This is a genomic window from Flavobacterium sp. N1736, from assembly GCF_025947065.1.
Taxonomy (GTDB): domain Bacteria; phylum Bacteroidota; class Bacteroidia; order Flavobacteriales; family Flavobacteriaceae; genus Flavobacterium.
This window is the reverse complement of sequence record NZ_CP109994.1, coordinates 2,796,077-2,821,505: the sequence shown is the minus strand read 5'-3', so window position 1 is coordinate 2,821,505 and position 25,429 is coordinate 2,796,077. Positions and strand designations below refer to the sequence as shown.

General features: G+C 33.8%; 27 protein-coding genes and 1 pseudogene. 18 read left to right on the top strand and 10 right to left on the bottom strand.

Annotated features, from left to right (window positions below; genetic code table 11):
* Positions 1 to 15 precede the first annotated feature (15 nt).
* From OLM54_RS11870 to OLM54_RS11860, 3 genes are all read left to right on the top strand, one after another.
* Positions 16 to 564, top strand: coding sequence for an acyl-CoA thioesterase (locus tag OLM54_RS11870; protein WP_264534837.1), 549 nt, complete (start codon positions 16 to 18; stop codon positions 562 to 564).
* 62 nt (positions 565 to 626) lie between these two features.
* Positions 627 to 1,022, top strand: a complete 396-nt coding sequence (locus OLM54_RS11865; RefSeq protein WP_264534836.1) for a VOC family protein — start codon at positions 627 to 629, stop codon at positions 1,020 to 1,022.
* Between the two features lie 231 nt (positions 1,023 to 1,253).
* Positions 1,254 to 1,823, top strand: a complete 570-nt coding sequence (locus tag OLM54_RS11860; protein ID WP_264534835.1) for a YceI family protein — start codon at positions 1,254 to 1,256, stop codon at positions 1,821 to 1,823.
* 4 nt (positions 1,824 to 1,827) lie between these two features.
* Here OLM54_RS11860 and OLM54_RS11855 read toward each other — a convergent pair whose 3' ends face one another.
* Positions 1,828 to 2,739 carry a TIGR01777 family oxidoreductase gene (locus OLM54_RS11855; protein ID WP_264534834.1) on the bottom strand — a complete coding sequence of 304 codons (912 nt, stop codon included), beginning with the start codon at positions 2,737 to 2,739 and terminating at the stop codon, positions 1,828 to 1,830.
* Between the two features lie 95 nt (positions 2,740 to 2,834).
* Between OLM54_RS11855 and OLM54_RS11850 the strand changes: the two genes are divergently transcribed.
* The gene (locus OLM54_RS11850) at positions 2,835 to 3,497 is read left to right on the top strand and encodes a TetR family transcriptional regulator C-terminal domain-containing protein (protein WP_264534833.1); all 663 of its coding nucleotides are present in this window, start codon (positions 2,835 to 2,837) and stop codon (positions 3,495 to 3,497) included.
* Positions 3,494 to 4,798: an ABC1 kinase family protein gene (locus tag OLM54_RS11845; RefSeq protein WP_264534832.1), complete on the top strand. Its 1,305-nt coding sequence runs from the start codon at positions 3,494 to 3,496 to the stop codon at positions 4,796 to 4,798. The genes OLM54_RS11850 and OLM54_RS11845 overlap by 4 nt, the downstream gene beginning before the upstream one ends.
* 214 nt (positions 4,799 to 5,012) lie before the next feature.
* On the opposite strand, the gene OLM54_RS11840 is transcribed toward OLM54_RS11845, so the two are convergent.
* The 9 genes and pseudogenes from OLM54_RS11840 to OLM54_RS11800 all read right to left on the bottom strand — a co-directional run bounded on the left by OLM54_RS11840 (position 5,013) and on the right by OLM54_RS11800 (position 13,395).
* A complete protein-coding gene (locus tag OLM54_RS11840; protein WP_264534831.1) occupies positions 5,013 to 6,308 on the bottom strand; it encodes a cryptochrome/photolyase family protein in 1,296 nt (431 codons plus the stop codon).
* A 176-nt stretch (positions 6,309 to 6,484) separates the two neighbouring features.
* A complete protein-coding gene (locus OLM54_RS11835) occupies positions 6,485 to 6,949 on the bottom strand; it encodes an SRPBCC family protein (protein ID WP_264534830.1) in 465 nt (154 codons plus the stop codon).
* A 9-nt stretch (positions 6,950 to 6,958) separates the two neighbouring features.
* On the bottom strand, positions 6,959 to 7,399 hold the full coding sequence (locus OLM54_RS11830; RefSeq protein ID WP_264534829.1) for a sterol desaturase family protein: 441 nt from the start codon (positions 7,397 to 7,399) through the stop codon (positions 6,959 to 6,961).
* Between the two features lie 78 nt (positions 7,400 to 7,477).
* Positions 7,478 to 8,317 (bottom strand): phytoene/squalene synthase family protein, encoded by an 840-nt coding sequence (locus OLM54_RS11825; protein WP_264534828.1) that lies wholly within the window; start codon positions 8,315 to 8,317, stop codon positions 7,478 to 7,480.
* The gene (locus OLM54_RS11820; RefSeq protein ID WP_264534827.1) at positions 8,301 to 9,788 is read right to left on the bottom strand and encodes a phytoene desaturase family protein; all 1,488 of its coding nucleotides are present in this window, start codon (positions 9,786 to 9,788) and stop codon (positions 8,301 to 8,303) included. Before OLM54_RS11820 ends, OLM54_RS11825 begins: the two co-directional genes overlap by 17 nt.
* Positions 9,789 to 9,824: 36 nt before the next feature.
* Complete coding sequence (locus OLM54_RS11815) at positions 9,825 to 10,724, bottom strand: MerR family transcriptional regulator (protein ID WP_264534826.1); 900 nt, start codon at positions 10,722 to 10,724, stop codon at positions 9,825 to 9,827.
* Positions 10,725 to 10,797: 73 nt separating this feature from the next.
* A pseudogene (locus OLM54_RS11810) lies at positions 10,798 to 11,759 on the bottom strand (ion channel).
* A 125-nt stretch (positions 11,760 to 11,884) separates the two neighbouring features.
* Entirely contained in the window at positions 11,885 to 12,385 is a 501-nt protein-coding gene (locus OLM54_RS11805; protein WP_264534825.1) for a tetratricopeptide repeat protein, read from the bottom strand.
* 191 nt (positions 12,386 to 12,576) lie between these two features.
* Positions 12,577 to 13,395: a 1-acyl-sn-glycerol-3-phosphate acyltransferase gene (locus tag OLM54_RS11800; RefSeq protein ID WP_264534824.1), complete on the bottom strand. Its 819-nt coding sequence runs from the start codon at positions 13,393 to 13,395 to the stop codon at positions 12,577 to 12,579.
* Between the two features lie 541 nt (positions 13,396 to 13,936).
* On the opposite strand from OLM54_RS11800, the gene OLM54_RS11795 reads away from it, so the two are divergent.
* The 13 genes from OLM54_RS11795 to OLM54_RS11735 all read left to right on the top strand — a co-directional run bounded on the left by OLM54_RS11795 (position 13,937) and on the right by OLM54_RS11735 (position 25,396).
* On the top strand, positions 13,937 to 14,311 hold the full coding sequence (locus OLM54_RS11795; protein ID WP_264534823.1) for a hypothetical protein: 375 nt from the start codon (positions 13,937 to 13,939) through the stop codon (positions 14,309 to 14,311).
* Between the two features lie 302 nt (positions 14,312 to 14,613).
* Complete coding sequence (ureA, locus tag OLM54_RS11790) at positions 14,614 to 14,916, top strand: urease subunit gamma (protein ID WP_264534822.1); 303 nt, start codon at positions 14,614 to 14,616, stop codon at positions 14,914 to 14,916.
* 11 nt (positions 14,917 to 14,927) lie between these two features.
* The gene (gene ureB, locus OLM54_RS11785; protein WP_264534821.1) at positions 14,928 to 15,296 is read left to right on the top strand and encodes an urease subunit beta; all 369 of its coding nucleotides are present in this window, start codon (positions 14,928 to 14,930) and stop codon (positions 15,294 to 15,296) included.
* A 1-nt stretch (position 15,297) separates the two neighbouring features.
* Positions 15,298 to 17,019, top strand: coding sequence for an urease subunit alpha (ureC, locus tag OLM54_RS11780; protein WP_264534820.1), 1,722 nt, complete (start codon positions 15,298 to 15,300; stop codon positions 17,017 to 17,019).
* A 73-nt stretch (positions 17,020 to 17,092) separates the two neighbouring features.
* A complete protein-coding gene (ureE, locus tag OLM54_RS11775; RefSeq protein WP_089353446.1) occupies positions 17,093 to 17,605 on the top strand; it encodes an urease accessory protein UreE in 513 nt (170 codons plus the stop codon).
* Positions 17,598 to 18,290 carry an urease accessory protein UreF gene (locus OLM54_RS11770; RefSeq protein WP_264534819.1) on the top strand — a complete coding sequence of 231 codons (693 nt, stop codon included), beginning with the start codon at positions 17,598 to 17,600 and terminating at the stop codon, positions 18,288 to 18,290. Before ureE ends, OLM54_RS11770 begins: the two co-directional genes overlap by 8 nt.
* 29 nt (positions 18,291 to 18,319) lie before the next feature.
* On the top strand, positions 18,320 to 18,958 hold the full coding sequence (ureG, locus tag OLM54_RS11765) for an urease accessory protein UreG (RefSeq protein ID WP_264204901.1): 639 nt from the start codon (positions 18,320 to 18,322) through the stop codon (positions 18,956 to 18,958).
* On the top strand, positions 18,958 to 19,743 hold the full coding sequence (locus OLM54_RS11760; protein WP_264534818.1) for an urease accessory protein UreD: 786 nt from the start codon (positions 18,958 to 18,960) through the stop codon (positions 19,741 to 19,743). The genes ureG and OLM54_RS11760 overlap by 1 nt, the downstream gene beginning before the upstream one ends.
* A 9-nt stretch (positions 19,744 to 19,752) precedes the next feature.
* Positions 19,753 to 20,454, top strand: coding sequence for a hypothetical protein (locus tag OLM54_RS11755; RefSeq protein WP_264534817.1), 702 nt, complete (start codon positions 19,753 to 19,755; stop codon positions 20,452 to 20,454).
* 24 nt (positions 20,455 to 20,478) lie between these two features.
* Positions 20,479 to 21,369 carry an urea transporter gene (locus OLM54_RS11750; protein ID WP_264534816.1) on the top strand — a complete coding sequence of 297 codons (891 nt, stop codon included), beginning with the start codon at positions 20,479 to 20,481 and terminating at the stop codon, positions 21,367 to 21,369.
* Between the two features lie 112 nt (positions 21,370 to 21,481).
* Entirely contained in the window at positions 21,482 to 22,759 is a 1,278-nt protein-coding gene (locus tag OLM54_RS11745; protein WP_264534815.1) for a RidA family protein, read from the top strand.
* Positions 22,760 to 22,774: 15 nt separating this feature from the next.
* Positions 22,775 to 22,981, top strand: a complete 207-nt coding sequence (locus OLM54_RS11740; RefSeq protein WP_264534814.1) for a hypothetical protein — start codon at positions 22,775 to 22,777, stop codon at positions 22,979 to 22,981.
* A 198-nt stretch (positions 22,982 to 23,179) separates the two neighbouring features.
* On the top strand, positions 23,180 to 25,396 hold the full coding sequence (locus OLM54_RS11735) for a TonB-dependent receptor (protein WP_264534813.1): 2,217 nt from the start codon (positions 23,180 to 23,182) through the stop codon (positions 25,394 to 25,396).
* Positions 25,397 to 25,429: the final 33 nt, after the last annotated feature.

The following is a 25,429-nucleotide window of genomic DNA, read 5'->3' as shown; positions in this document are numbered from 1 at the left end:
CTGAATACAAAAAACATGACTACAGATTTTAAACCCGTTTCTTCATCAAAAATTAGCATTTCAGAATTGATGCTTCCATCGCATACTAACTTTAGCGGTAAAATTCATGGTGGATATATTTTGCAATTACTAGATCAGATTGCTTTTGCATCAGCATCAAAATTTTGCGGTAATTATTGTGTAACAGCTTCGGTTGATACGGTAAATTTTTTAAAACCTATCGAAGTGGGCGAATTGGTTACCATGAAGGCTTCTGTAAATTATGTAGGCCGCAGTTCGATGATTGTTGGTATTCGTGTCGAAGCCGAAAATATCCAGACCGGTGCTGTAAAACATTGTCTGTCCTCTTATTTTACAATGGTAGCCAAAGATAAAGAAGGTAAAAGCGTGAAGGTTCCGGGACTTATTTTGTCTAGTCTGGATGAAGTTCGAAGATTTAGAAAATGCATCAAACAAATTGAGGCTAAAAAAGAATTAGAAGACCATGCTAAAATTACGAATGTAAATTCTATAGAAGATCTGGCAAGTTTAGATAAATATAATGTTTTATTAGAAATTGGATAATTTCTGTATACAATATTTTTTGTAAATTGAAACTACGTTATTAATGCTTAAAAATTAGAAAGATGGTAAAGTTTGGATATACAATATTATATGTCGAAAATGTAGAAGAATCAATTGTATTTTATGAAAATGCCTTTGATTTTTCAAGAAAATTTATTTCGCCGGATAATGATTATGGCGAATTAATTACCGGTGAAACGACACTTTCATTCGCATCAAAAAAATTGGCGACTGAAAATTTAAAAGACGGTTTTATCGAAAGTAATCCAAAGGATAAACCTTTTGCAATAGAAATAGGCTTTATAACGGATAATGTTGCAGAACTTGTGCAAAAAGCAACTTCGTTTGGAGCAATACTGGTAAAGGAACCAACAAAAAAGCCGTGGGGACAAATCGTTGCTTATTTGAGAGACCTTGATGGTTTTTTAATTGAGATTTGTACTGAAGTTGAAGGTTAAAAAGTATACTATCTTACAGGAATCATTTTATATTTTACATGCTAAACATTTCACAAATATTTAGCATAAATTCAGCGCCTAAAATCGTGGAAATTACGTAACTTTAAGTGTATAGATTAAGTTACTATATTTTCACGGAATATTGCCATTCGATTTTTCAAGACTGAACTGTTCAGTTATTTTTATTAGCCTAAAAAATGGAGTGACATAATTGTTTAATTGCTGACGATTATGAAAAGAACTACCTTACTTATTTTGCTTTTTACTGCATTTTCAATATATGCTCAGGAAAAATTTACAACTAACACAGCCACAGTAAATTTTGAAGCATCAGTTCCTCTTTTTGAAGAAATAAAAGCAGTAAACAGATCGGCTGTTATTGTTTTAGAACCTAAAACCAGTACATTTATTTGCACGGTTATAATCAAAGATTTTCGATTCAAATTAGATTTAATGCAGGAGCATTTTAATACAAACTATTTAGAAAGCGAACGCTATCCTAAAGCAGTTTTTAAAGGCAAAATTGCAAAGTTTGATTTGAAAGACATCGATAATATTGAAAAAGAATATATAATAAAGGGAAGATTGACCGTACATGGAAAATCAAGAGAAATTGAAGTAAAAGCCTTATTGAAAAAAGTAAATGAAGGAATACAAATCCATTCTGATTTTCCAATTTTAGTATCTGATTTTGATATTTCAATTCCCAAAAAAATAGGTTCAAAAGTTTCGTCAACAGCAAATACAGGATTAACCGGCGTTATTCGAAGTGATGAAATGGCGCTGTTAACTTTAAAATAGAAAGTTAAGACAAACTATGAGAAAGCGCGATTTCGATATCATTAAATTGAAATTCGAAACCTGTTTTTTGTATTTTTTCCGAAGAAACCCTTTGTCCTTCTAAAATGGCATCGCTCATTTCGCCTAAAGCAAACCGAATGAGAAAAGCAGGTATTTTTGGCAGCCAGATTTTGTAACCGTATAAATTAGCCAAAATTCTTGATAACGAGGCATTAGTAGTATTATCTGTAATTGCGGCATTATATGCACCAAACATTTCAATGTCTGTCACTGCTTTTAAATAAATCTGAGATAAATCTTCAATATGAATCCAGGGTAAATATTGTTTTCCGGAACCCAAAATAGTTCCAAAACCGGCTTTAAAAGAAGGGACAACTTTTTTAAGATAACCTTCATTTTTTCCAAGAACAATTCCCGTTCTTATTTTTACAGTTCTAATTCTTAATGCATTAATTTCATCAACAGTATTTTCCCATTTCTGACATGTTAGCCCTAAAAAATCATTTGCCGGAAGCTGTTCTTCGGTACAAATTTGTTTGCTGGTAATAGCGCCGTAAATCCCAACGGCAGAAGCAGAAACAAATGCATCCAGCGATTTGTTATTATTTTTTAAAACATTCAAAATTAGTTTGACAGGTTTTGTCCGACTTTCTAAAATTGCTTTTTTTCGTTTTTCAGTCCATCGTTTTTCAACAATGCCTTCACCGGCTAAATGAATAATAAAATCTGCTTTTAGAATCGCTTCTTCCTCAATAAAATCATTTTTTAAGTCCCATTTATAATACGTAATTAAAGGTGTGTTTTTTCGGTCAGAACGGCTCAAAACAGATACTGAAAAACCATTAGCAATCAATACTTCGGTTAAGTATTTACCAACAAATCCTGATCCTCCGGTAAGTAAAACATTCTTTGCCATGATTTATAATATATTTAACAGTGCATCCTGTTTAGGGATTAGTAAAGATAATTAAACATTGCTTATCTTTAAGGTCAATTCTAAATTTAACTAAAATGGCTACTAAAAATAAGATAATCAACAAAGAAGATATCGTTTCACTTTACATGGATGAAGTTTTGGAGAAAGGTCAAAAGCCAAAATCTGTATACCATTTTGCAAAAGAAAATGATTTTGAAGAAACTGAATTTTATGCATTTTTTGGAACATTAGAAGGTTTGGAAAAAGAAATTTTCAGGCTCTTTTTGGTCAATACGGTTGATTTGTTGCATAAAAATGCAGAATATCAAGGGTATGATATGAAGAATAAAATGCTGAGTTTTTATTTTACATTCTTCGAAGTTTTAACGGCCAACAGAAGTTATGTTTTGCAAACCCTAAAAATGGATAGAAATCCGCTCAGAAATCTTTCGCAATTATCATCACTTCGAGAAAGTTTTAAAGAATATGTTGGTGAAATTTTGACAGATGATTATAGAATTGAACAGGAAAAATTTCAAAAATTTCAAGAGAAAGGAATTCAGGAATCAGCCTGGCTCCAATTATTGATGACTATAAAATTCTGGATGGACGATGCTTCTCCGGCTTTTGAAAAAACAGATATTTTTATCGAAAAATCTGTAAATGCTTCTTTCGAGTTACTGAATGTTGCGCCATTAAATCATCTTATAGATTTAGGAAAATTTCTGTTTAAAGAAAAAATATACAGCAAACAATGAAAACAATTGATTATATCCCCACTTCAAAAATTGAGAGAGCCGGCAAATTAGTACAAACGGGAGCAAAAATTGGTGTAAACTACATAAAGCATTATGCCGAAAAAATGGTTAATTCTGATTTGACCCGTGATAAACTAAACGAAAATAATGCAGAAGATATTTACGACGGATTAAAAAGCTTAAAAGGAAGCGCCTTGAAAGTTGCTCAAATGCTAAGCATGGACAAAAACTTTTTGCCTCAGGCATATGTTGAGAAATTTTCACTGTCACAATTTTCAGTTCCGCCACTTTCGGCGCCATTGGTTTTAAAAACCTTTAAAACTAATTTTGGAAAAACACCTTATGAAATTTTTGATGAATTTAATGCCAATTCTGTAAATGCCGCTAGTATTGGACAAGTGCATCTTGCAACTAATAACAATAAAAAACTAGCTGTTAAAATTCAATATCCGGGTGTTGCAAACAGTATTTCGTCAGATTTAGCTCTGGTAAAACCTATTGCGATCAGAATGTTTAATTTGCAGGGAAAAGATTCTGATAAATATTTCAAGGAAGTCGAAGATAAATTAATCGAAGAAACCAATTATTTGCTGGAATTGCAACAAAGTCAGGAAGTTGTTGAAGCTTGCAGCAAAATCGAAAACATACTTTTTCCTAATTATTATCCTGAATTTTCATCAGAGAAAATAATTACAATGGATTGGATGACGGGAATTCACCTCTCAGAGTTTACAGCTAAAAACACTGATCAGGAAATTGGCGATAAAATAGGGCAGGCGCTTTGGGATTTCTATATGTATCAAATTCATGTTCTTAGAAAAGTACATGCAGATCCGCATCCCGGAAACTTTTTGGTAGACGATGAAAATCATTTAATTGCGTTGGATTTTGGCTGTATGAAACAAATTCCCGAGGATTTTTACACACCATATTTTGAGTTAATCAACAAAAATGTGATTACTGATTCAGCCCTTTTCAATGAAAAATTATTCGAACTTGAAATTCTTCGTCCGGATGATTCACCTTCTGAAATCGAATATTTTACCGAAATGTTTCATGATTTGTTATCTCTTTTTACAAAACCTTTTCAAGGCGAAACTTTCGATTTTGCCGATGAGACTTTCTTTGAAAATATTGCCAAATTGGGCGAACGTTTCTCTAACGATACCAATCTTAAAAAAATGAACGGAAATCGCGGCTCAAAACATTTTATTTATATGAATCGAACTTTCTTTGGTTTGTATAATTTGATGTTTGATTTAAAAGCGAAAATTGTTGTAGATAATTATTTGAAGTATTGATTTTTTGTTTCAGGTTTTAATTTTTTGTTTCAGGTTTCAAGTTTCAGGTTGTGTAACTTAAAACCTGAAACTTGAAACCTGAAACAAAATAAACATAAAGTACGTCTTTGCGAGGAACGAAGCAATCTCATTTAGCATATCTCTTGTCAGTGTGGTTGCTTCGTTCCTCGCAATGACTTTGCGTGTGTAAACCTGAAACTTGAAACAAGAAAAACTATTTCAAAATCCCAGCCTTATAAACTGCAATCGCGCGATCTCTTGCAAAAGCATGATCGACCATAGGTTCATTATAACCAAAATCAAATTCCGGAATCCATTTGCGAATGTAAATGCCTTTTTCGTCGAATTTCTTTTGTTGAATTTCCGGATTGAAAACCCTGAAATACGGTGCAGCATCGCAACCAGTTCCGGAAGCCCATTGCCAGTTTCCAACATTTGATGCCAATTCAAAATCCAATAATTTTTCGGCAAAATAAGCTTCGCCCCATTGCCAGTTAATTAGTAAATGTTTGCATAAAAAACTTGCCACTACCATTCGTACACGATTGTGCATATAACCGGTTTCATTAAGCTGTCGCATTCCTGCATCAACCATTGGAAAACCTGTCGTTCCGCTGCACCAGCGTTTGAAATCATCTTCGTTATTGCGCCATTGAATACCGTCATAAGCCGATTTGAAATTATGATTTACCACATTCGGAAAACTAAATAGTATTTGAATAAAAAATTCTCTCCAGATTAATTCGCTCAAAAAAGTCTGATTTTTTTGGTTTGCCCAATTCACTAATTTCCGAATACTAACAGTTCCAAAACGTAAATGAGGCGAAAGATAAGATGTACTGTCTAATGCCGGAAAATCTCGGGTCTCTTTATAATTTGCAATTTGAGTAAGGTTGTGAGGGAGTACTTTTACGGAGCTTTTCTCAAAACCTATTTCGGATAATTCAGGAAATTTAAACTGACTTTTGGCAAAATTATTCCATAATGATTTTGTGTCATATTCGGGCGCTTGTCCTGAAAAATGATATTTCTCGAGCCATTTATTTTTATAAGGCGTATAAATGGTATAAGGAAGTCCGTCGGCTTTTGTGATTTCTTTTTCTTCAAAAATCACATGATCTTTAAATGAAAACGGTTCGATGTTATTTTCTTTTAATAAAGAAGAAATAGCTAAATCTCGTTTAATTGCAAAAGGCTCATAATCTTTATTGAAGAATACTTTTTGAATATCGAATTCTGCTAAAAGTGATTTCCAAACTTCGGTAGTTTTTCCTTTTTTGATTAAAATTGAAACATCAAGTTTTAAAAGTTCATCGTTTATTTTTTGAAGCGAATCATAAATAAAATTTACTCTGGCATCATTTTTAGGAAGATTTTCCAGAATATCATCATCAAAAATGAACAATGGGATTACCGAAAAATCAGATTGTAAGGCGTGAAATAATCCCGTATTATCATCTAATCTTAAATCACGTCTAAACCAAAAAAAAGTAACTTTTTGTTTTATCATTATATGAGATGCTGTTTTTATGACACAGATTATTGGGTTTATTTCACGCAGATTCTACAGATTTAAGCAGATGCATGCAGATTTATTTCAATTATAATTAAAAAATAAATCTGCCAAAATCTGCCAAAACTGCGTGAAAAAATTGGTGCTAATCCTTAATCTGTGACAGAAAATAATTAAACTTTTAAATTAAATAATTCTTCAATCTTGTTTCGACGATAATCGAAAATGGCTTTTAGTTTATTTTTGACCATGAAATAATTTGCGATTATCCCTAAAAAACCAAATGGTAAAGCATAATGCACAATATCTGTCATTTTTGTACCGGTTTCTGTTGCTTCAAAAAAGTGTTTGTGGTGCCATAATGCGTAAGGACCAAAACGTTGCTCGTCTACAAAATATTCGTTTTCTCGTGAAACCGCTATAATTGTCATCCAATTAATTTTTATTCCTAAAAGAGGTTTTAAAGTATAGGTTATAACTTGTCCCGGATACATTCGTTTGCCATCGAAATCCTGAATTTCGAAACTCATATTGTCAAGTGTTATGGTTTGAAGATTTTTTGGACTGGAGAAAAAATCCCAGCATTCTTCGATTGGTGCGTTTATGTATTGAGTGGCTTCTATTTTATATACTTTCATAAAATCTATTTACATTTTATAATATTTAAAAGGAACAAATAACATTCCGAAACATTCGCCATCTTGTTTTCCTAAATGTTTATGATGTATTTTATGTGCTTTTCGTAATCCGATGAGGTATTTGTTTTTTGTGTTTTTAAACCATTTAAAGCGTTGATGAATCAAAACATCGTGAATTAAAAAATAACACATTCCGTATAATGTTACGCCGCAAGCAATAAAAAACAGGTAATTAAATCCGCCCTGAACGCCAAAATAGAAAAGAGTAATACTTGGAATGGCAAAAATGACAAAGAAAATATCATTGCGCTCAAATGTATGTTCGTATTTGGGTTGATGATGATCTGCATGAAAATACCACATTAATCCGTGCATAATGTATTTGTGTGTAAGCCAGGTAACGCATTCCATGAAGAGAAAAACGCCTAAAAAGATTAAAAATGAAATCATTTTTTATGTTTTGAATTGTTGTAATAATTTTGGGTATTATGATAGTGAGATTGCTTCGTTCTTCCCAATGACAAAAAGCTACACCAGTTTCAATTTGTAAGTTACAAAAGATTGTGCTAAAAGCCCGGCTTTAGTATAATTTGAAACTCTGATTCTCGAATTTCCTATTTCGTAATAAGGTGTGTTTTTAAGTTTCTTCAGTAATTTTTTGTAATAGATATAAGCGGTGTAAACACCAAATTTTGCTTCAATTGGAAGTTTTATAATTCCTTGTAACGCAATTTGAAAATCTTCTTCGATATCATTTATGATGGCTGTTTTGGCGCTTTCACTAAAGGAGTTTAAATCGATTCCGGGAAAATAATTTCGGTTTAAAATTAAATTATCGTCTTTTAAATCTCTCAGGAAATTGACTTTCTGAAAAGCAGATCCTAATCGCATTGCTTCGTGTTTAAGCTGCTCGTATTTTTGGTCTTTTCCGGCCACAAAAACTTTCAGGCACATTAACCCAACCACATCTGCAGAACCGTAAATATAATCTTCATATTCTGTTTGGGTATCGTAATTTGATTTTACCAAATCGAGTTTCATGCTTTTTAAAAATGCCTGAATTAAATCGTCTGTAATATTGTATTTCTTTACAGTATGCTGAAACGAATTTAGAATAGGGTTGAGGCTAATTCCAGTTTTTATGGCTTTGTAATATTCGTTCTCAAAATCATTAATAAGGCTTTCTTTGTCGTAATCGTGAAACGAATCGACAATTTCATCGGCAAAACGAACAAATCCATAAATGCTGTGAATACCATCTCTAATACTTGGTGACAGCATATTTACGGCTAGCGAAAAAGAAGTACTATAGGTTTTGGTGACCAACTTACTACATTTATAAGAGACTGTGTCAAATAGTGATTTCATCTTTTTTCGATCTAATAGATTTTTGAATTAACTCAGCTACTAATTTTCCTGAAATTAAAGCAGGCGGAACACCTGGTCCGGGAACGGTTAATTGCCCGGTAAAATATAAGTTACGAACTTTTTTACTTTTTAGTTTTGGTCTTAAAAATGCGGTTTGCAATAATGTATTTGCCATTCCGTAGGCATTTCCTTTGTAGGCATTGTAATCTGTTACAAAATCGTTTTTGCAGAATGACTTCTTAAATATAATACTATTTTTAATTTGCTGTTGCGTAAGCTGTTCAAAACGAGTAATGATTTTTTCAAAATAGTCTTTCCGAAGTTGTTCATTATCCTGTATTCCCGGAGCTAAGGGAATAAGGAAAAAACCGGTTTCCATTCCTTCCGGCGCTGCTGTCTGATCTGTTTTTGATGGAAAATTGGCATAAAATAAAGGAGCATCGGGCCATTTTGGATTATCGTAAATGTCTGCAGCATGCTGATTAAAATCAACATCAAAAAAAAGTGCGTGATGAGAAATATGCTCTATTTTTTTATTAAAGCCTACAAAAAACAATAAGGATGAAGGCGCAAATACACGGCTTTCCCAGTATTCTTGAGAATAGGCACGATATTTTTCTTCCAGTAAAGTTTCGGTATGATGATAATCTGCGCCGCTTAAAACAATATCGGCATTTATAATTTTTCCATCAATTACAATTCCTGTTGCGGTTTTGTTTTCGACTATTATTTTTTCGATTGACGAATTGGTTTTAATCGTAACGCCTAATTCAAGAGCTAGTTTTTTGATTCCGCGAACTACATCAAACATGCCTGTTTTTGGATGCCAGGTTCCTAAACCGAAATCGGCATAATTCATAAAATTATAAAATGATGGAGTTTTTGATGGTTTTGCACCAAGAAATAAAACAGGGAATTCAAGAATCTGAATTAATCTTTCATTTTTAAACTCTTTTCTGACATCGGTGCTTACTGTGCTGAAAAACTGATTGAGCTTAAAAATCGTTTTAGTAGTTATTAATTCTAAAGGCGAAATTCCCGGTCGATAAACCAAATCTTTAATAGCAATATCATAATTGCTTTTTGCCTTATTGATAAAGCTTTGCAGTTTTTCGCCGCTTCCTTTTTCAGTGTTTTCAAAAGCAGTTTTAATTTCTTCTAAATTATCATGGATACTTATAAAATCATTTATGCCAAAATAAACCTGATATGCCGGATTTAGCTTTATGAGTTCATAATAATCAGACGTTTTTTTGTTGAAGTCATGAAAGAAACGTTCAAACACATCGGGCATCCAATACCAGCTTGGTCCCATATCGAAGGTAAAACCATCTTTTTTAAACTGTCTTGCCCTGCCGCCAATAGTCTCGTTTTTTTCATAAATAGTGACGCTGTTTCCTTGTTGAGCCAAGTAACATGAAGCGGCTAATGCTGAGAAGCCTGATCCTATTATTGCGATAGTTTTTTTCATTTGTTTAACAAATGTACAAAAACTTTAAACAAAATATTATATTGTATCGATTGTTTCTTCCATTGAGTCGAAAATTTTTATTCTTTCGTGCAGGTTTTTGCGATCGATATGTTCAGCCATTTTACCCATAAGCCAGATTTCATTGTTCTTTTGAAGCAGCTTTTGTCCCATTGTTTTTACGTATTGATTAATTACGTTTCGGTCCGGCTGAATAGTCATGAATGAAACAAACGTAATGTTTTCAAAATGTCTGGTAAGATCCTGCAGGTTTTCAACTGGCATGCTTTCGCCTAAATAAATGGTTTTGTAGCCTTTTGATAAAATTTCATATTGAAGATACAGTAGTCCAATTTGGTGAATTTCATTTAATGGTAATGAAAGAACAAAGATCCTGTCTGTTTTGGTTGGCTTTAATATTTGAAGGCTTTCGGTGTAAATTAAAATCTTTTGTTTGATCAAATGACTCATGAAATGTTCATTTGCAGGTGTTATGGTTTCTGATTGCCATAATAATCCCAACTCTTTTAATAAAGGAAGAAAGTGGTCTTTAAAAACTTCTTTAAATGTTTTTTCAGAAATAAGCCAGTCAAAAGTATTAAAGAATATTTCCTGATCAAAATTCATCATTGCCATTTTAAATGAAGTAATGGCATAATTTTGGGCATTCTTTTTTGAGATGATCTCGCGTACTAATTGCGGAATTTTTTCTTCCGGAAAAGTAGAGATTTTAGAAATTTTATAACCATACTCATGCAGTAAAGTTATGTTTAAAAGTTTTTGTAAGCTTTGTAGGTTATAAAGTCGGATATTAGTGTCCGTTCGCATAGGTTCAAGAATGTTATATCTTTTCTCCCAGATGCGAATTGTGTGTGCTTTTATTCCTGATAAGTTTTCGAGATCCTTTATGCTGAAAACAGTCTTTATATTGTTTACCATTGTACATTATTTGGGTAAACAAAAATAAAACAAAATCTGAGATTACCTTTAAAACTTAATTAAAATGAACAGATTATTGGAAGTTTGTAGTATGATACTGATTTAATTTGTCGAGATACAAAATCGTTTTAGTACCATCCTTACTTCTGTTGTACATTGTTTCGAATTTTGCACCATAAATGATCTCATTAAAAGTATACGATGTTCGTGCGGCAACGGTGTTACTAAACATGTCATCAAAAGTGGTAATGAAAACCAGAATTTCGCCGTGAATTTTTTAAAATCGTCTTCGGTAAAATTATATAAAGGACTTTCTTCTGTCATCGGATGTACTAATGTCCAGCTTAATGAGAGTGCATTTATTCGGTCTAACTCAAGATCAAGTGAATAAAATTTATTTGTTTTTTGTCCGTTTTCTTCAATGCTCATTCCTAGAGTTACTTTTGCTGTTGCATCTGTAAAATTGGTGTTTTTAAAAGGAACAAGCCGAATCATTAATGCTTTTTGTTCTTTATACGGGGAAATTAAGGCGTTATGCGAAAATTTTAAGAAAGCGGTTGGTTTGCTGAATCTTCCAAAAAATAATCCTGTTGCAATAGCAAAACTCAATAATCCAATTAAAGCTTCGGCAGCTGATAAGGAACTGGTTAAAAATCCGGTTGGACTAATATGACCATAACCCACTGTTGTAAAAGTTTGTGCACTAAAAAAGTAAGCCTGACCAAATTGAGTTATGAGATTTTGTGATTGTGATATTCCATCAAGATGTTGAATCCCGATAGCATAATATAGAATGGCAAAAATAAAATTAATTATGATGTAAAAGGAGAATAGAATAAACATGAATTTCCAGTTTGGCATATCGATCATGGTGTGATACCAGCTGATGCGACGCAGAAAATTCATTCCTTTTTTTTCAATATTGGGAGTTCCGTTTTTGTTTACAAATCTTCCTCCGTAACTGTTTGCGTTGGTTCCAAAACCAGAGTTTTCATCTGTTTTAGCATTGTAGTTTAATTTTTTAAGAAGTGCCATTGAAAATTTAATTTATCGGACAAATGTAGTAATATCTTTTATACTGAATTTGGTGTGGTTTTAATGAAAAAAGCAATCTGTAAACTAATGTTGCAGATTGCTTTTTAATTGATTTGCTTTTTATTTTATTTACAGAAAGTGGCTCTGTTTTTTATGGCGCTCTGGCTTCCTAATTCAATTGCTTTAGAGAAGTCTTTGCACGATTTCTTTTTCTCTCCCATTTTGTTGTAACAAAGACCTCTTAAATTTAAGGCTATATAGTCTTTTGGATTCATCATAAGGCAATAAGAGCAATCTTCGACGGCAGCGTCGTAATTCATTAATTTGTAGCTTACATTTGCTCTTCCTGTAAATGCATCAGAATTCATTGTGTCTAACTCAATTGCTTTGGTAAAATCGGCAAGGGCTCCTTGCAGGTCGTTGAGTTTGTATTTTGCAACGGCTCTGTTTTGGTAAGCTTCTGTAAAGTGCGAATTCATACTAATTGCTTTTGTATAATCGGCAATTGCGCCTTTTGTGTTGCCGGCTTCGGCTTTTTTCATGGCTTTGTCAAAATAAGCAGTTGCAGATTGTGCCCATGCAGAGCAGGTTATCATAATAAATGATAGGATTAGTAGGTGTTTCATAAACTAATTGGGGATTAGGTTAATGGTTAATTAATTTGAAACGAATTTAGGAAAAGTTTTATTTTGTAGATGGATTTCTTTTGAAAAAAATGAATAAGAAATTGATAAATAAAAAATGTACAAGGAAGAAAGATACTTCTTTGTACATGATTTGGAGATTTAGGTGAATTAACAGCGATTAATTCTATTGATTAATTATGTAATTGATTTTTGAGGGCGTACAGTGTGCTTCTAAGATTTTTTAGCATTAGAGGATCGGAAACTTTACCTTTAACTCTGGTTAAAAATATGGGTTGTCCAATGGTCATTTTTAAGGAATGTCCTTGTTTGTTAAAAAGTTCCGAAATTAGTTTTGAAGTCTGTAACATAGGATGAATTGATTTTAACATACTGAAGAATAATCCATTATTTCCATGAAAATATATCGGTAAAATAGGCACGTCTGCCTTGCAGATAATTTTCCCTACTACAGGATGCCACTCCGGATCTGTAATTTTATTGGTTTTAAAATCATAAGATGAAACTTCTCCGGCAGGAAATATTGCAACAGGAGTACCTTCTCCTAAAGTTTTTAAAGTCATTTTTAATCCTGTTATACTCGCAGAATTTTGCACATTTTCAAATGGATTTACTGCAATAATGCATTTTTCAAGATTTGGTATTTCTTTTAATAAAAAATTCCCCATATACAGTGTGTCAGGACGTATTTTTGCAAGTGTACTTAATAAAGCCAATGATTCGATACCTCCATAAGGATGATTTGCAACGACTATAAATGCTCCTTCACGAGGAATATTTTGTAATTCGTTGTTGTTATATTCAACTTTTACCCCAATTTTTGTTAGGACATGATTAGCAAAATCTGCACCTTCAAGATTACCTGCTTCTTTTACCACTGTATTCAAATTATTAATTTTCATCACTTTCATTAAATAAGAAGGTAATCCCGGGATAGGAATTTTAGAAAGGCCTGCAGCTTCTGAAAATTTTTCTTTGGATATCAATGTCATATGTTATAACTATTAAGGTTGAATGCTGTTCTTTATCGCAATCCGGGTAAAGATACTCGATTTTACATGTGAAAGTTAAATATGCAAATAAAACAACTATGAAAAGTAAGGATTTCTTAACGTTATCTTTGTGTTTTCTTTCCAGTAAGCTCAATTTATTTAAACGAAAAACAAAAAGCCTGTAAAACATTGTTTTACAGGCTTTTTGTTTTTTATATGAACTCCTTGGTACAAAATTCGAACCTTTTACCGGAAGATTTTCAGATTTTAAGCGAGCTGACAGAGGTCTGAAAATAAAAGCATTTGATTTTTTAAAGTTTAAAACAATCTTTAACCCAAAAAGCCATTTTCTAATCTGTCTACATGAAATGCTCTTACAATCAGCAAATTAACAAGGTCTTACGGATATTTTATAACCCAATTAATCATATCCAACGGGTTGAAAACTGCATTTTTATATTTTGTCCCGATTTTGACTATTTTAAGTGATCTTTTTGATAGTGACAAAAACATCTGCCAGTATACCTTTACATTTATGATAATGAAAACAAAAAGAGGGTCAATTGGGCGTTATGCCATTTTCTTTTTCACAATTTTTTGTGGTGTTTTCTTTATGCTTAAAAGTGAAAATCATCTGTTATTAAAAACTAATAATGGTAAATATTCACAAAAAACAGATAATCAAATTTCGACTAATGTTTTTAATTTATTCGATATTCAAGAAGAACTTGCTATAGATGATGACTTGAATCAAGTACCATTTGATGCTAATATAGTATTTGAAAAATGGAGCCCTTATACTTTAAATCTTCATTTTTATTCTACCCAGCCGGTTATTATAACCACTGATAACTATTCATATATCACTTTACCCCGATATATATTTTTTCATTCTCTGCGAATTCCCAGTTGTTAATTTCTTTTTTTAAACTTCATTTATAAGTTTATAATTACGGGTGAAACTAACTTTTGCTTTGCTAAAAAGGAGTTGCTAACTTTCTTTCCACCGTCAGCGTTTTATGATTAATTCTCTAAATATGCTGGCAAAACCAAAAAACAGATATTGATATAACTCATGTTAATTCTTAGTAATAGGTACTAACCTACAAATGAATTCTTTACAGATTAAATATTCCCTTTTCATACATTTATTGTATTTTTTTTAAATTTTTAACAAGTAAAATAATGCAATAAATTCAATTTTAAAATAAAAAAACTATGCACTTAACACCAAGAGAAATTGAGAAGCTCATGTTATACACAGCAGGAGAGCTTGCTCTAAAAAGAAAGGCCAGAGGCCTAAAATTAAATTATCCGGAAGCAATAGCTTTAATTAGTCATTTTTTACTGGAAGGCGCAAGAGATGGCAAAAGAGTTGCCGAGCTAATGCATGAAGGAGCTCAGATCCTCACAAAAGATGATGTAATGCCAGGAGTAGCAGACATGATTCATGATGTCCAGATCGAAGCTACTTTTCCTGATGGAACCAAATTAGTAACAGTACATGATCCAATCCGTTAATCCCAATTATTATGACACCAGGAGAAATTTTTGTAAAAGAAGGTACAATCATCTGCAATAAAGGCAGAGAGACTGTGAAAATAAAAGTGACCAATACAGGAGACCGCCCTATTCAGGTGGGTTCCCATTTCCACTTTTTTGAAGTGAATAAAGCGATGAGTTTTGATCGTGAAAAGGCTTTCGGAAAAAGGCTAAACATTGTTGCCAGTACGGCTGTTCGTTTTGAATCGGGAGAGGAAAAAGAAGTAATACTTGTAGCAATTGGAGGAAATAAAAAAGCAATGGGTTTCAATAATCTTGTTGACGGATTGATAGATTCTGGTTCTAAGAAAAAACAAAGTTTAGCTAAAGCTAATCAATTAAATTATAAAAATTCGTAACATGAGTTTAAATGTAGACAGAAAACAGTATGCCAATATATTAGGCCCAACTACTGGAGACAGAATCAGATTAGGAGATACCGAAATAATTATTGAGATCGAAAAAGATTTTACCTATTATGGCGATGAAGCTGTTTTTGGAGGTGGAAAAACGGTTCGTGACGGGATGGGACAAAATGTTGAATGTACAAGAGATCAGGGAGTATTAGATCTATGTATCACTGGAGCAACTATTATTGATCATTGGGGAATTGTAAAGGCTGATATTGGAATCAAAGATGGCAAAATCATAGCTATTGGTAAAGCCGGAAATCCAGACACAATGGATGGAGTAACTCCTAATATGATTATCGGGGCTTCTACTGAGGTTCATGGTGGTAAAGGTTATATCGTAACTGCCGGAGGAATAGATACACACATTCATTATATCTGCCCACAACAGATTGAAACTTCTCTTTATAGTGGTATAACAACCATGATTGGTGGAGGAACAGGACCAAATGATGGAACAAACGCAACGACTTGTACGCCAGGAAAATTCAACATTCAGAGAATGTTGGAAGCTGCAGAAGATTTTCCTATGAATTTAGGCTTCTTTGGTAAAGGAAACTGTTCTGCAGAAGCACCACTTGAAGAACAAATTGAAGCAGGAGCATTAGGTTTAAAAATTCACGAAGATTGGGGAGCTACAGCCGGAACAATTGATACTGCACTTAAAGTAGCTGATAAATATGATGTTCAGGTGGCTATCCATACCGATACTTTAAATGAAGGCGGATTCCTGGAAGACACAATGAGAGCTATCAATGGAAGAGTAATTCATACCTTCCATACAGAGGGTGCCGGTGGTGGACATGCTCCTGATATTATCAAGGCTGCAATGTATCCAAATGTATTGCCTGCTTCTACAAATCCTACACGTCCTTATACAGTTAATACAATAGATGAACACCTTGATATGCTAATGGTTTGTCACCATTTGAGCAAAAATATCCCTGAAGATGTAGCATTTGCTGATTCTCGTATTCGTCCTGAAACTATTGCTGCCGAAGATATTTTACATGATATGGGAGTTTTCAGTATTATGAGTTCCGATTCTCAGGCTATGGGAAGACCTGGAGAAGTAATTACCAGAACATGGCAAACGGCAAGCAAAATGAGAGAGCAACGTGGTCAATTAGAAGAAGATGAAAATTCACAAAATGATAACTTCCGTGCAAAACGTTATGTAGCTAAGTACACCATTAATCCTGCTATTGCTCATGGTATTTCTAACTATGTTGGTTCTATTGAACCAGGTAAAATGGCTGATTTAGTAATCTGGAAACCAGCATTATTTGGTGTTAAACCTGAGATGATTGTAAAAGGAGGCTTTGTAATTGCCGCTAAAATGGGTGATCCAAATGCGTCTATTCCTACTCCTCAACCCGTAATTTACAGAAATATGTTTGGAGCACATGGTCGTGCTAAATTCACAACTTGTGCAACTTTCGTCTCTCAGGCTTCGATTGATAATGGATCTATTGCTGATTACAAATTAGAAAAAATGATTCTTCCAGTAAAAAACTGCAGAAACATCTCTAAAAAAGATCTTATCCACAATGATAAAACACCAGTAATTGAAGTGAATGCCGAAAACTATCATGTAACCGTAGATGGTGTACATATTACTTGTGAGCCGGCAGAAACTCTTCCATTGACTCAATTGTATTATTTATTTTAAAAGTAGTATAGATTTAAAAAGACCTAACAGATTTTTAAAACCCGTTAGGTCTCATATAAAAAATAAAAAAACGATGACCATCAGTGAAACTTTAGGTACTATTTCGAATAGTACAATTAACGGACGATCAATAGATTATCTCGACCTGGAATGGTTCGAATCGACAAAGAGAATTCAACGTAAAAAAACACGTCAGGGAGAAGATATTGCCATTAAATTCCTTAGAGAAGGACAACGTCTTCGAGAAGGAGATATTCTTTTTGAAAATGAAAAGAAAATAATTGTGGTCAATATTCTGGAGACAGAAACTATTGTTATTTCTCCGTCTTCAATGCTCGAAATGGGAACAGTGTGCTATGAAATTGGAAACAAACATATTCCGCTTTTTATACAAGAAGACAAAGTGTTGTTGCCTTTCGAAATGCCAATGTTCAGATGGCTTGAAGTGAGCGGTTTTAAACCCGAAAAACAATCCGTGAAATTATTGAATCTATTAAAATCAAATGTAGAACCACACGGACATGGAAGCTTGGGTTCAACAATTTTTACTAAAATCCTAAAAATGGCAGCTCCAAAAGATGAATAATATAAAATTTTTAGCCAGCCTTTTGCATATTTCAGATCCTACATTGCCTATTGGAGGATATTCTCATTCTAACGGACTTGAAACGTATGTGCAAAATAAAATTGTACACAATGCAGCAACTGCACAGGAATTTGTAGAAAACATGCTGAAGTATAATCTCAAGTACAACGACGGTGCTTTTGTAAAATTGGCCTATGAAGCTACTGAGTCTGGTGATCTAAAAAACATTTTAGATCTGGATCAGGAATGTAATGCTTTAAAGTGCCCAAGAGAAATCCGTCAGGCAAGCCAGAAATTGGGATTGCGTTTGATTAAGATTTTCAAAAGACATGAGAATTTCCAGTTTATGGAAGCTTATGAAGAAGCTGTCCGAAATCATGAAGCAAGTTCCCATTACTGTATTGTTTTTGGAATGTATTGCTGCCTGCTGAAAATTCCTTTGCAAGAAGCACTTTTCGGATTTTACTATACTTCTACCGCAGGAATGATTACCAATGCTGTAAAGTTAGTACCACTGGGACAATTGGACGGACAGGATATTTTGTTTCGCCTGTATCCCATAATGGAAAAAACAGCTCAGGAAACTATAACATTAGAGCGAGAGTATATAGGACTATGCAATACCTCTTTTGACATTCGCTGTATGCAGCACGAAAGACTCTATTCAAGACTATACATGTCCTAATTAAAATCAAAAATTAATTTACAAAAAAAATGGAAAATAGAAAATATATAAAAGTAGGAGTTGCCGGACCAGTAGGTTCTGGAAAAACGGCTTTATTAGAACGATTGAGCAGACATTTATACGGAACGTATGACCTTGGTGTGATTACAAATGATATCTATACCAAAGAAGATGCAGAGTTTATGGCAAAAAACAGTCTTTTGCCTCATGAGCGCATTATCGGAGTAGAAACAGGAGGATGCCCTCACACGGCTATTCGCGAGGATGCAAGTATGAATCTTGAAGCAGTAGATGAGTTGGCAAACCGATTTCCTCATATTGAATTGATTTTTATTGAAAGTGGCGGAGATAATCTATCAGCAACCTTCAGTCCGGATCTTGCCGATGTGACTATCTTTATAATTGATGTTGCCGAGGGTGAAAAAATTCCAAGAAAAGGAGGACCAGGTATTACAAGATCAGATTTACTGGTTATCAATAAAATTGATTTGGCGCCTTATGTAGGAGCGAGCCTTGAAGTGATGGAAAACGACACAAGAAGAATGAGAAAAGGAACTCCTTTTATATTTACAAATCTTAAAAAAGATATAGGTGTGCCGGAAATTATAGGCTGGATCAAAAAATATGCTTTACTGGAAGAATGTGAAGAACCGAATCTAGTAAGATAATGGACAGTCGCTTACATATTATAGCAGGTTATAAACAAGGAAGTTCCTATGTAAAAGACCTCTATGTATCTCCTCCTTTTCGTGTAGTCTCAGTAGGACAACGCAAAAGTGACAATAAACTTTATCAAATTGTGATGAGTACCTCGCCAGGAATTCTATCTGGTGACCGTTACCAATTGGATATTGTTTTGGAGAAAGGAGCCGCATTGCAGCTACAGTCACAATCATATCAAAGATTATTTAATATGAAAGATGATGCTGTGCAGCAACTTACTATCTCAATGGAGGATGACACTTCTTTTGCCTATGTTCCGCATCCGGTGGTTCCTCATGAAAATTCTAATTTCAAAAGTAAAGCCGAAATCCGTATTGGTACCAACAGTCAAGTGATAATCAGTGAGATTATTACTTGTGGAAGAAAGCATTATGGAGAGCTTTTTAAATTGAGACGTTTTCAAAATCTTACAGAGATTTATCATAAAAACAAATTGGTTGTAAAGGATAATGTGCTTATTCAACCGGATCTGATTCCTATAAATAGTATAGGAAATTTGGAAGAATTTACCCATCAGGGAACACTTATTTTTTATAGTACAAAAGAAAATGTAGATAAAAATGTCTTGGTCGATACTATCCATTCTATTATTGAAACACAAAATGAGATGGAAATCGGTATTTCGGCAATGGAAGATAGCGGATTCGTTATTAGAGCACTGGGACTTGGCGGAGAAGTAATGTATAATTTTTTTCTCAGGGTTCAGGAAATCCTTTGGGAATTAGAATAAAAATAAGTTATGAATACTACTATTTGGGCATTAATACTAAGTGCTGTATCGATAAGCTTTATCCACACGGCATCAGGACCAGATCACTATTTGCCATTTATTGTGTTGTCTAAATCAAAACAATGGAGCAAAAGCAAAACAATTCTACTAACAATTGCCTGTGGTTTTGGGCACGTTTTAAGTTCTTTGGTTTTAGGCACTGTAGGAGTTTTTATGGGATGGCAGCTTAACAAATTTTCATGGTTTCAGGAAATCAGAGGCAATATTTCGGGTTGGGCCTTGCTTCTTTTTGGTGTAATCTATCTCATATACGGAGTGATTCAAACCATAAAAAACAAACCTCACAAGCATTTTGATGTATTAGGAGATGATGTTTATGTTTATGAACATAATCACGGAGAAGTCGTTATGCCTGAGAGCCGAATAAAAGTAACGCCCTTTGTGTTGTTCATGATTTTTGTCATGGGACCGAGTGAACCACTTACACCACTTCTTTTTTATTCGGGATTAAATCGTTCCGTGACCGAAATTGTTGCACTAGTAGTACCATTTACACTTACAACTGTCGCAACGATGCTTGGTATGGTTTTACTTGGACGGTACGGATATTCGAACTTTTTCAATACAGACAAACTAGAACGTTATATGAGTGTTATAAGTGGCGCAGTAGTCACTATATGTGGTATTGGAATGGTCTTTTTAGGATGGTAAAATCAAAACAAAAAACAATTCACAATGAATAAAATTTTTACAAAAATTCCTTTTATCGACAATGAATTAAAAGGGATAGGGCAAATTATGCTTCAGGAAAACAGATGGACAGGACTCTTGTTTCTTATTGGTATTTTTATAGGAAGCTGGCAAGGAGGTGTTGCTATTTTGCTGGCTACAAGTGTTGGAACATTTACCGCTATGAAACTAGGTTATGACAAATCCGAAATTAATGCCGGATTATATGGTTTTAGTGCAGCTTTGGCGGGAGTGGCTTTGTCTTTTTTCTTTCAGACCACACTATTAATCTGGATGCTTATTGCTGTGGGTGGTGCACTGGCAAGCATTATCCAGCATTTTTTTATTAGCAAAAAAATTCCCGCGTTTACATTTCCATTCATTGTTATAATTTGGGTATGTGTTTTTGTTTTACATCATTTTACAAATATCCCCCCTTCTGAAATGATTAGTGCAAAACCGGAAACTGTAGCTTATAGCGAATTCATAACACCCATAAATGGCTTTGGCGAAGTTATTTTTCAAGGAGGACTATTATCCGGAGTCATTTTCTTTATCGCAATTTTTATCAGTTCCCCGGCAGCAGCTTTATATGGTCTTGTAGGATCTTTATTGGGAGCTTATTTTTCTTATATGGATGGAGAATCAATTGAAGGTATTCATATGGGACTATTCGGTTTTAACGCGGTACTTTCTGCTATTGTTTTTTCAGGTTTCAAAAAAACAGACGGATTATGGGTATTAATCGCAGTCCTGATTACAGTTGCTATTGATGACTTCCTGATTGATAATAATATCCTCACTGAATTTGGCGGAGTATTAACTTTTCCGTTTGTTGCCGGAACCTGTATTACATTACTTATTCAGAGACTTTTTATTCCTAAAAAACTAAACTAATCACCTTTACTAATAATAGCACTAAATCAAATTCAAATCATAACAGCTTTTCTTGCCTTGATAGCAGAACGAATCAGCTAAAAATTACTTAAATCATTAATAAATAAACAAAATGGCATCAAATAAAACAAATTCAATACTAGCAAGAAATACCGAAAATGCTCCAAAAAGTATCGGTTCATATTCACAAACTGTAGCATTCTCACATTATAATAATCTTTCGGCTCAATTACCAATCGACCCAAAATCCGGTAAAATAGTAGCGGGTGGTATAAAAGAACAGACAGAACAGTGCTTTAAAAATATCAAGTCAATTCTGGACAGCATCGATCACGTCATGAGCGATGTTGTTAGAATCACTGTATTCGTCAAGAATATTAAGGATGTTGATGCTGTAGACGCAGTCTATAAAACATTCTTCCCTACTTATGTTCCTACACGAACTACAGTTGCAGTTGCTGCTTTACCTATGGATGCTTTGGTACAAATTGAAGCACTTGTTTCAAATGGTGAGGGTACAATTCCTAATGCACCACAGGCAGGGAATCTGATAAAACTTATCCATAACACGGCAAATGCGCCTATGAGTACTTTGTCTGCGCAAACAGTATCATTTTCTCATTATAATAATCTTTCAACTCAATTACCTATCGATCCAAAAACTGGCCGATTGATAACGGGAGGTGTAAAAGAGCAAACTCAACAGTGTTTAAAAAATATCAAAACCATTTTAAACAGTATTGATGTTCCTTTTGATGATATTGTTAAGATTAATATCTTCCTTAAAAACCTGTCAGACATTGAAGCTGTAGATGAGGTTTATTCAACATTTTTTCCGGACTCGGCTATTGCAAGAGCTGTAGCTTATGTTCCTGCAAGAACAATCGTAGCTGTTTCGGCTTTATCTATGGATTCCCTTGTGCAAATTGAAGCAGTGGTATCACATGGGGACGGAACGCCTCCTCAAGCTATTGAAGACAGACATGGAATCGTCATAAAAGCAAACAATACTGAAAATGCACCAAAGAATTCTTTGTCTACACAAACGGTAGCATTCTCTCATTATAATCACATTTCGGCTCAATTACCTTTGAATCCAAAAACTGGTGAAATGATAGCCGGAGGTGTAAAAGAACAGGCAGAACAATGCCTGAAAAACATCAAGGCAATTTTAGAAAGTATCTCCCATAATATGGAAGATGTGGTTAAAGTTAATATTTTCCTTAAAAACATCACAGATAGCAACGTTGTAGACGAAGTTTATACAACATTCTTTCCGGGTGGTATTCCTGCACGAAGAACAGTTGGCGTGTCGGCATTACTAAAGGATGCATTAATCCAAATCGATGTAGTTGTTTCAAACGCAGAAGGAACACCTCCACAAGTATAACAGTCATTTATTTAGATGAGTATAGTACCTCATTTTGATAAACATTTAACTCAAAAAATAATTTATAAAAGGGGGAATAATGATATCAATGCCATGTATGATGTAACCAAAAACTTCTTAATAGGTTTAGAATATGATACTGGCGCCAAACAGATCGTCAATACCAATACACAGACTTCTACAGTCAATCGTATTGCTATAGGCATGATGGTTGGATTCTAGCTTTACTGATAATAAAACTTTTGAATCACATTAAACATAAAGATCTACAAAATCTGTGTGAGGCTTTTGCAACCAGATTTTGTAGATTATACTCAGAGTAAACAATTATATGATTACAAATATCAATGCCTTTGCTCTAACATTTCATATTAAAACAAAATGACGAGAATTCAAAATACAATAACCTTCCTTGTCTTAATGATAAGTGTAGCCTCTGTAGCACAGAAGAAAGAAAGTGAAATACAAACTTTCCTTAAAGATACAGACAACAAATTCCCTGTAGGCAACGCCTTGATAGAATACAATCACGGAAACCTACATACCCATTCAGAACCAGATGGTTCATTCAAATTGCATATTCAACACTTTCCTGATACACTTATAATTAGTCATGAGGGATATGATCAGAAGAAATGGGTGGTTAATAGCAATACAGCGTATGAAAACAAAGTCATTTTTCTTCAGCGTAAACCTATTGAGATTTCCGAAATAATTATTAACCATAATTCATTTCTTTCAGATATCACAAAGGTTGATCTTAATAAATTCCCAGTAAATTCAGCTCAGGATTTATTGCGCAAAGTTCCTGGTTTGTTTATTGCCCAACACGCCGGCGGCGGAAAGGCAGAACAAATTTTTCTGAGAGGTTTTGATGCAGATCACGGAACGGACGTAAGTGTGAATGTAGACGGAATGCCTGTAAATATTGTATCGCATGCCCACGGTCAGGGATATTCGGATTTGCATTTTGTAATTCCCGAAACCATCAATAATATCGATTTTGGAAAAGGGGCCTACTATGTTGACAGAGGAGATTTTAATACTGCGGGATATGTAGATTTTAAAACTTATAGCTCTTTGAAAAACAGTATGATTAAACTCGAAGCAGGTTCTTTTAATACCAAAAGAATTCTGGGAATGTTCAATATCATAAACGATCCCGACAACAAGAAAAATTTCTATATAGCAACAGAATACAATTACACCGATGGGCCTTTTGATGTAAAACAAAATTTCAACAGACTTAATATTTTTGGAAAATATAACCAGTGGCTAACAGATAATGATTATTTCAACATTCAGTTTTCTACGTTCAATTCTTCCTGGAATGCTTCAGGACAAATTCCGGAACGTGCCGTTAATGAAGGAATTATTGATCGCTGGAGAAGTATCGATCCTACTGAAGGAGGAAGTACTTCCCGTACCAATATTCAGATGAATTTTAAACATATCATTTCTCCATCAGAGCATATTGAAGCGATGGGATGGTACTCTAAGTATAATTTTAATCTGTATTCTGATTTTACATTTTTCCTAAATGATCCTATTCACGGAGATGAAATTCAACAAAAAGACGGCAGAAATATTTATGGCAGTGAATTTAAACATATCAAAAATTTCATCCTGTCTAATAGTTCTATAGAATTGATATCCGGAATTGGATTCCGAAATGACGATATTGGGACTTTGCAACTCAATCATGTTTATCACAGAGATTTGTTGTTAGATAAAAAAATGGATGATACTGGCCTGGAAACCAATTTGCATGCTTATTCAGAATTGATATGGAAAACCGAAAAATGGACTGTTGCTCCAGGGTTAAGGCTAGATCATTTTATTTTCAATATGCATAATTTACTGGATCAGGAACAATTGCCTAGCAGACAATCATCAGAAGCAACCAGACTGAGTCCTAAGCTTAATTTATCTTATGCTTCCAGTGATAAAGTTGTGTGGTTATTAAAAACAGGTATGGGATTTCACTCTAATGATATGAGGGTAGTAATTCCTCAAAACGGACATAACACGTTACCATACTCGATAGGAGCTGATTTCGGAACAAGACTTCATCCCTTAAAATCACTAATTATTACGCCAACAATATGGTATTTGTTTCTACAACAGGAATTTGTTTACGTAGGTGATGATGCAGTAGTCGAACCTTCGGGAAAATCACAACGTTATGGTTTTGATTTAGGTATTCGTTACCAGCCATTACCAAATCTGTACCTAAATGCTGATATTAATTATTCTCATGCTCGATTAATAGAGGAGGCAAAAGGAGAAGATTATATCCCATTAGCACCAATAATTACGAGTACCGGATCTTTAAATTGGGATTTTCTGAAAGGTTTTTCTATAGGGCTACAGTATCGATATCTTAGTGAAAGACCTGCTGTTGAGGATAATAGTCTCAAAACAAAACCATATCTTGTAAATGATTTGATACTTTCCTACAGCCGTGCAAAATGGGGCGCTAATTTGCAAATCAATAACTTATTTGATGTAAAATGGAATGAAGCTCAATTTGCGACAGAAACTCAATTGAAAAATGAAACGGCTCCAATTACTGATATTACCTATACTCCGGGAAATCCTTTTGGGATAAAAATGGGAATATTTTATAAATTTTAAATGATATTCATTATTAAATTTGCACGATCTTTA

Bases quoted from the DNA above. Each gene is read 5' to 3' on its own strand.
- OLM54_RS11825 (WP_264534828.1), bottom strand. From the start codon at position 8,317: ATGAAATCACTATTTGACACAGTCTCTTATAAATGTAGTAAGTTGGTC.
- ureE (WP_089353446.1), top strand. From the start codon at position 17,093: ATGACCATCAGTGAAACTTTAGGTACTATTTCGAATAGTACAATTAAC.
- OLM54_RS11750 (WP_264534816.1), top strand. From the start codon at position 20,479: ATGAATAAAATTTTTACAAAAATTCCTTTTATCGACAATGAATTAAAA.
- OLM54_RS11755 (WP_264534817.1), top strand. From the start codon at position 19,753: ATGAATACTACTATTTGGGCATTAATACTAAGTGCTGTATCGATAAGC.
- OLM54_RS11865 (WP_264534836.1), top strand. From the start codon at position 627: ATGGTAAAGTTTGGATATACAATATTATATGTCGAAAATGTAGAAGAA.
- OLM54_RS11845 (WP_264534832.1), top strand. From the start codon at position 3,494: ATGAAAACAATTGATTATATCCCCACTTCAAAAATTGAGAGAGCCGGC.
- OLM54_RS11835 (WP_264534830.1), bottom strand. From the start codon at position 6,949: ATGAAAGTATATAAAATAGAAGCCACTCAATACATAAACGCACCAATC.
- ureG (WP_264204901.1), top strand. From the start codon at position 18,320: ATGGAAAATAGAAAATATATAAAAGTAGGAGTTGCCGGACCAGTAGGT.
- ureA (WP_264534822.1), top strand. From the start codon at position 14,614: ATGCACTTAACACCAAGAGAAATTGAGAAGCTCATGTTATACACAGCA.
- OLM54_RS11800 (WP_264534824.1), bottom strand. From the start codon at position 13,395: ATGACATTGATATCCAAAGAAAAATTTTCAGAAGCTGCAGGCCTTTCT.
- OLM54_RS11860 (WP_264534835.1), top strand. From the start codon at position 1,254: ATGAAAAGAACTACCTTACTTATTTTGCTTTTTACTGCATTTTCAATA.
- OLM54_RS11830 (WP_264534829.1), bottom strand. From the start codon at position 7,399: ATGATTTCATTTTTAATCTTTTTAGGCGTTTTTCTCTTCATGGAATGC.
- OLM54_RS11795 (WP_264534823.1), top strand. From the start codon at position 13,937: ATGAAAACAAAAAGAGGGTCAATTGGGCGTTATGCCATTTTCTTTTTC.
- OLM54_RS11840 (WP_264534831.1), bottom strand. From the start codon at position 6,308: ATGATAAAACAAAAAGTTACTTTTTTTTGGTTTAGACGTGATTTAAGA.
- OLM54_RS11855 (WP_264534834.1), bottom strand. From the start codon at position 2,739: ATGGCAAAGAATGTTTTACTTACCGGAGGATCAGGATTTGTTGGTAAA.
- ureC (WP_264534820.1), top strand. From the start codon at position 15,298: ATGAGTTTAAATGTAGACAGAAAACAGTATGCCAATATATTAGGCCCA.
- OLM54_RS11740 (WP_264534814.1), top strand. From the start codon at position 22,775: ATGAGTATAGTACCTCATTTTGATAAACATTTAACTCAAAAAATAATT.
- OLM54_RS11770 (WP_264534819.1), top strand. From the start codon at position 17,598: ATGAATAATATAAAATTTTTAGCCAGCCTTTTGCATATTTCAGATCCT.
- OLM54_RS11735 (WP_264534813.1), top strand. From the start codon at position 23,180: ATGATAAGTGTAGCCTCTGTAGCACAGAAGAAAGAAAGTGAAATACAA.
- OLM54_RS11760 (WP_264534818.1), top strand. From the start codon at position 18,958: ATGGACAGTCGCTTACATATTATAGCAGGTTATAAACAAGGAAGTTCC.
- OLM54_RS11745 (WP_264534815.1), top strand. From the start codon at position 21,482: ATGGCATCAAATAAAACAAATTCAATACTAGCAAGAAATACCGAAAAT.
- OLM54_RS11870 (WP_264534837.1), top strand. From the start codon at position 16: ATGACTACAGATTTTAAACCCGTTTCTTCATCAAAAATTAGCATTTCA.
- OLM54_RS11850 (WP_264534833.1), top strand. From the start codon at position 2,835: ATGGCTACTAAAAATAAGATAATCAACAAAGAAGATATCGTTTCACTT.
- OLM54_RS11815 (WP_264534826.1), bottom strand. From the start codon at position 10,724: ATGGTAAACAATATAAAGACTGTTTTCAGCATAAAGGATCTCGAAAAC.
- ureB (WP_264534821.1), top strand. From the start codon at position 14,928: ATGACACCAGGAGAAATTTTTGTAAAAGAAGGTACAATCATCTGCAAT.
- OLM54_RS11805 (WP_264534825.1), bottom strand. From the start codon at position 12,385: ATGAAACACCTACTAATCCTATCATTTATTATGATAACCTGCTCTGCA.
- OLM54_RS11820 (WP_264534827.1), bottom strand. From the start codon at position 9,788: ATGAAAAAAACTATCGCAATAATAGGATCAGGCTTCTCAGCATTAGCC.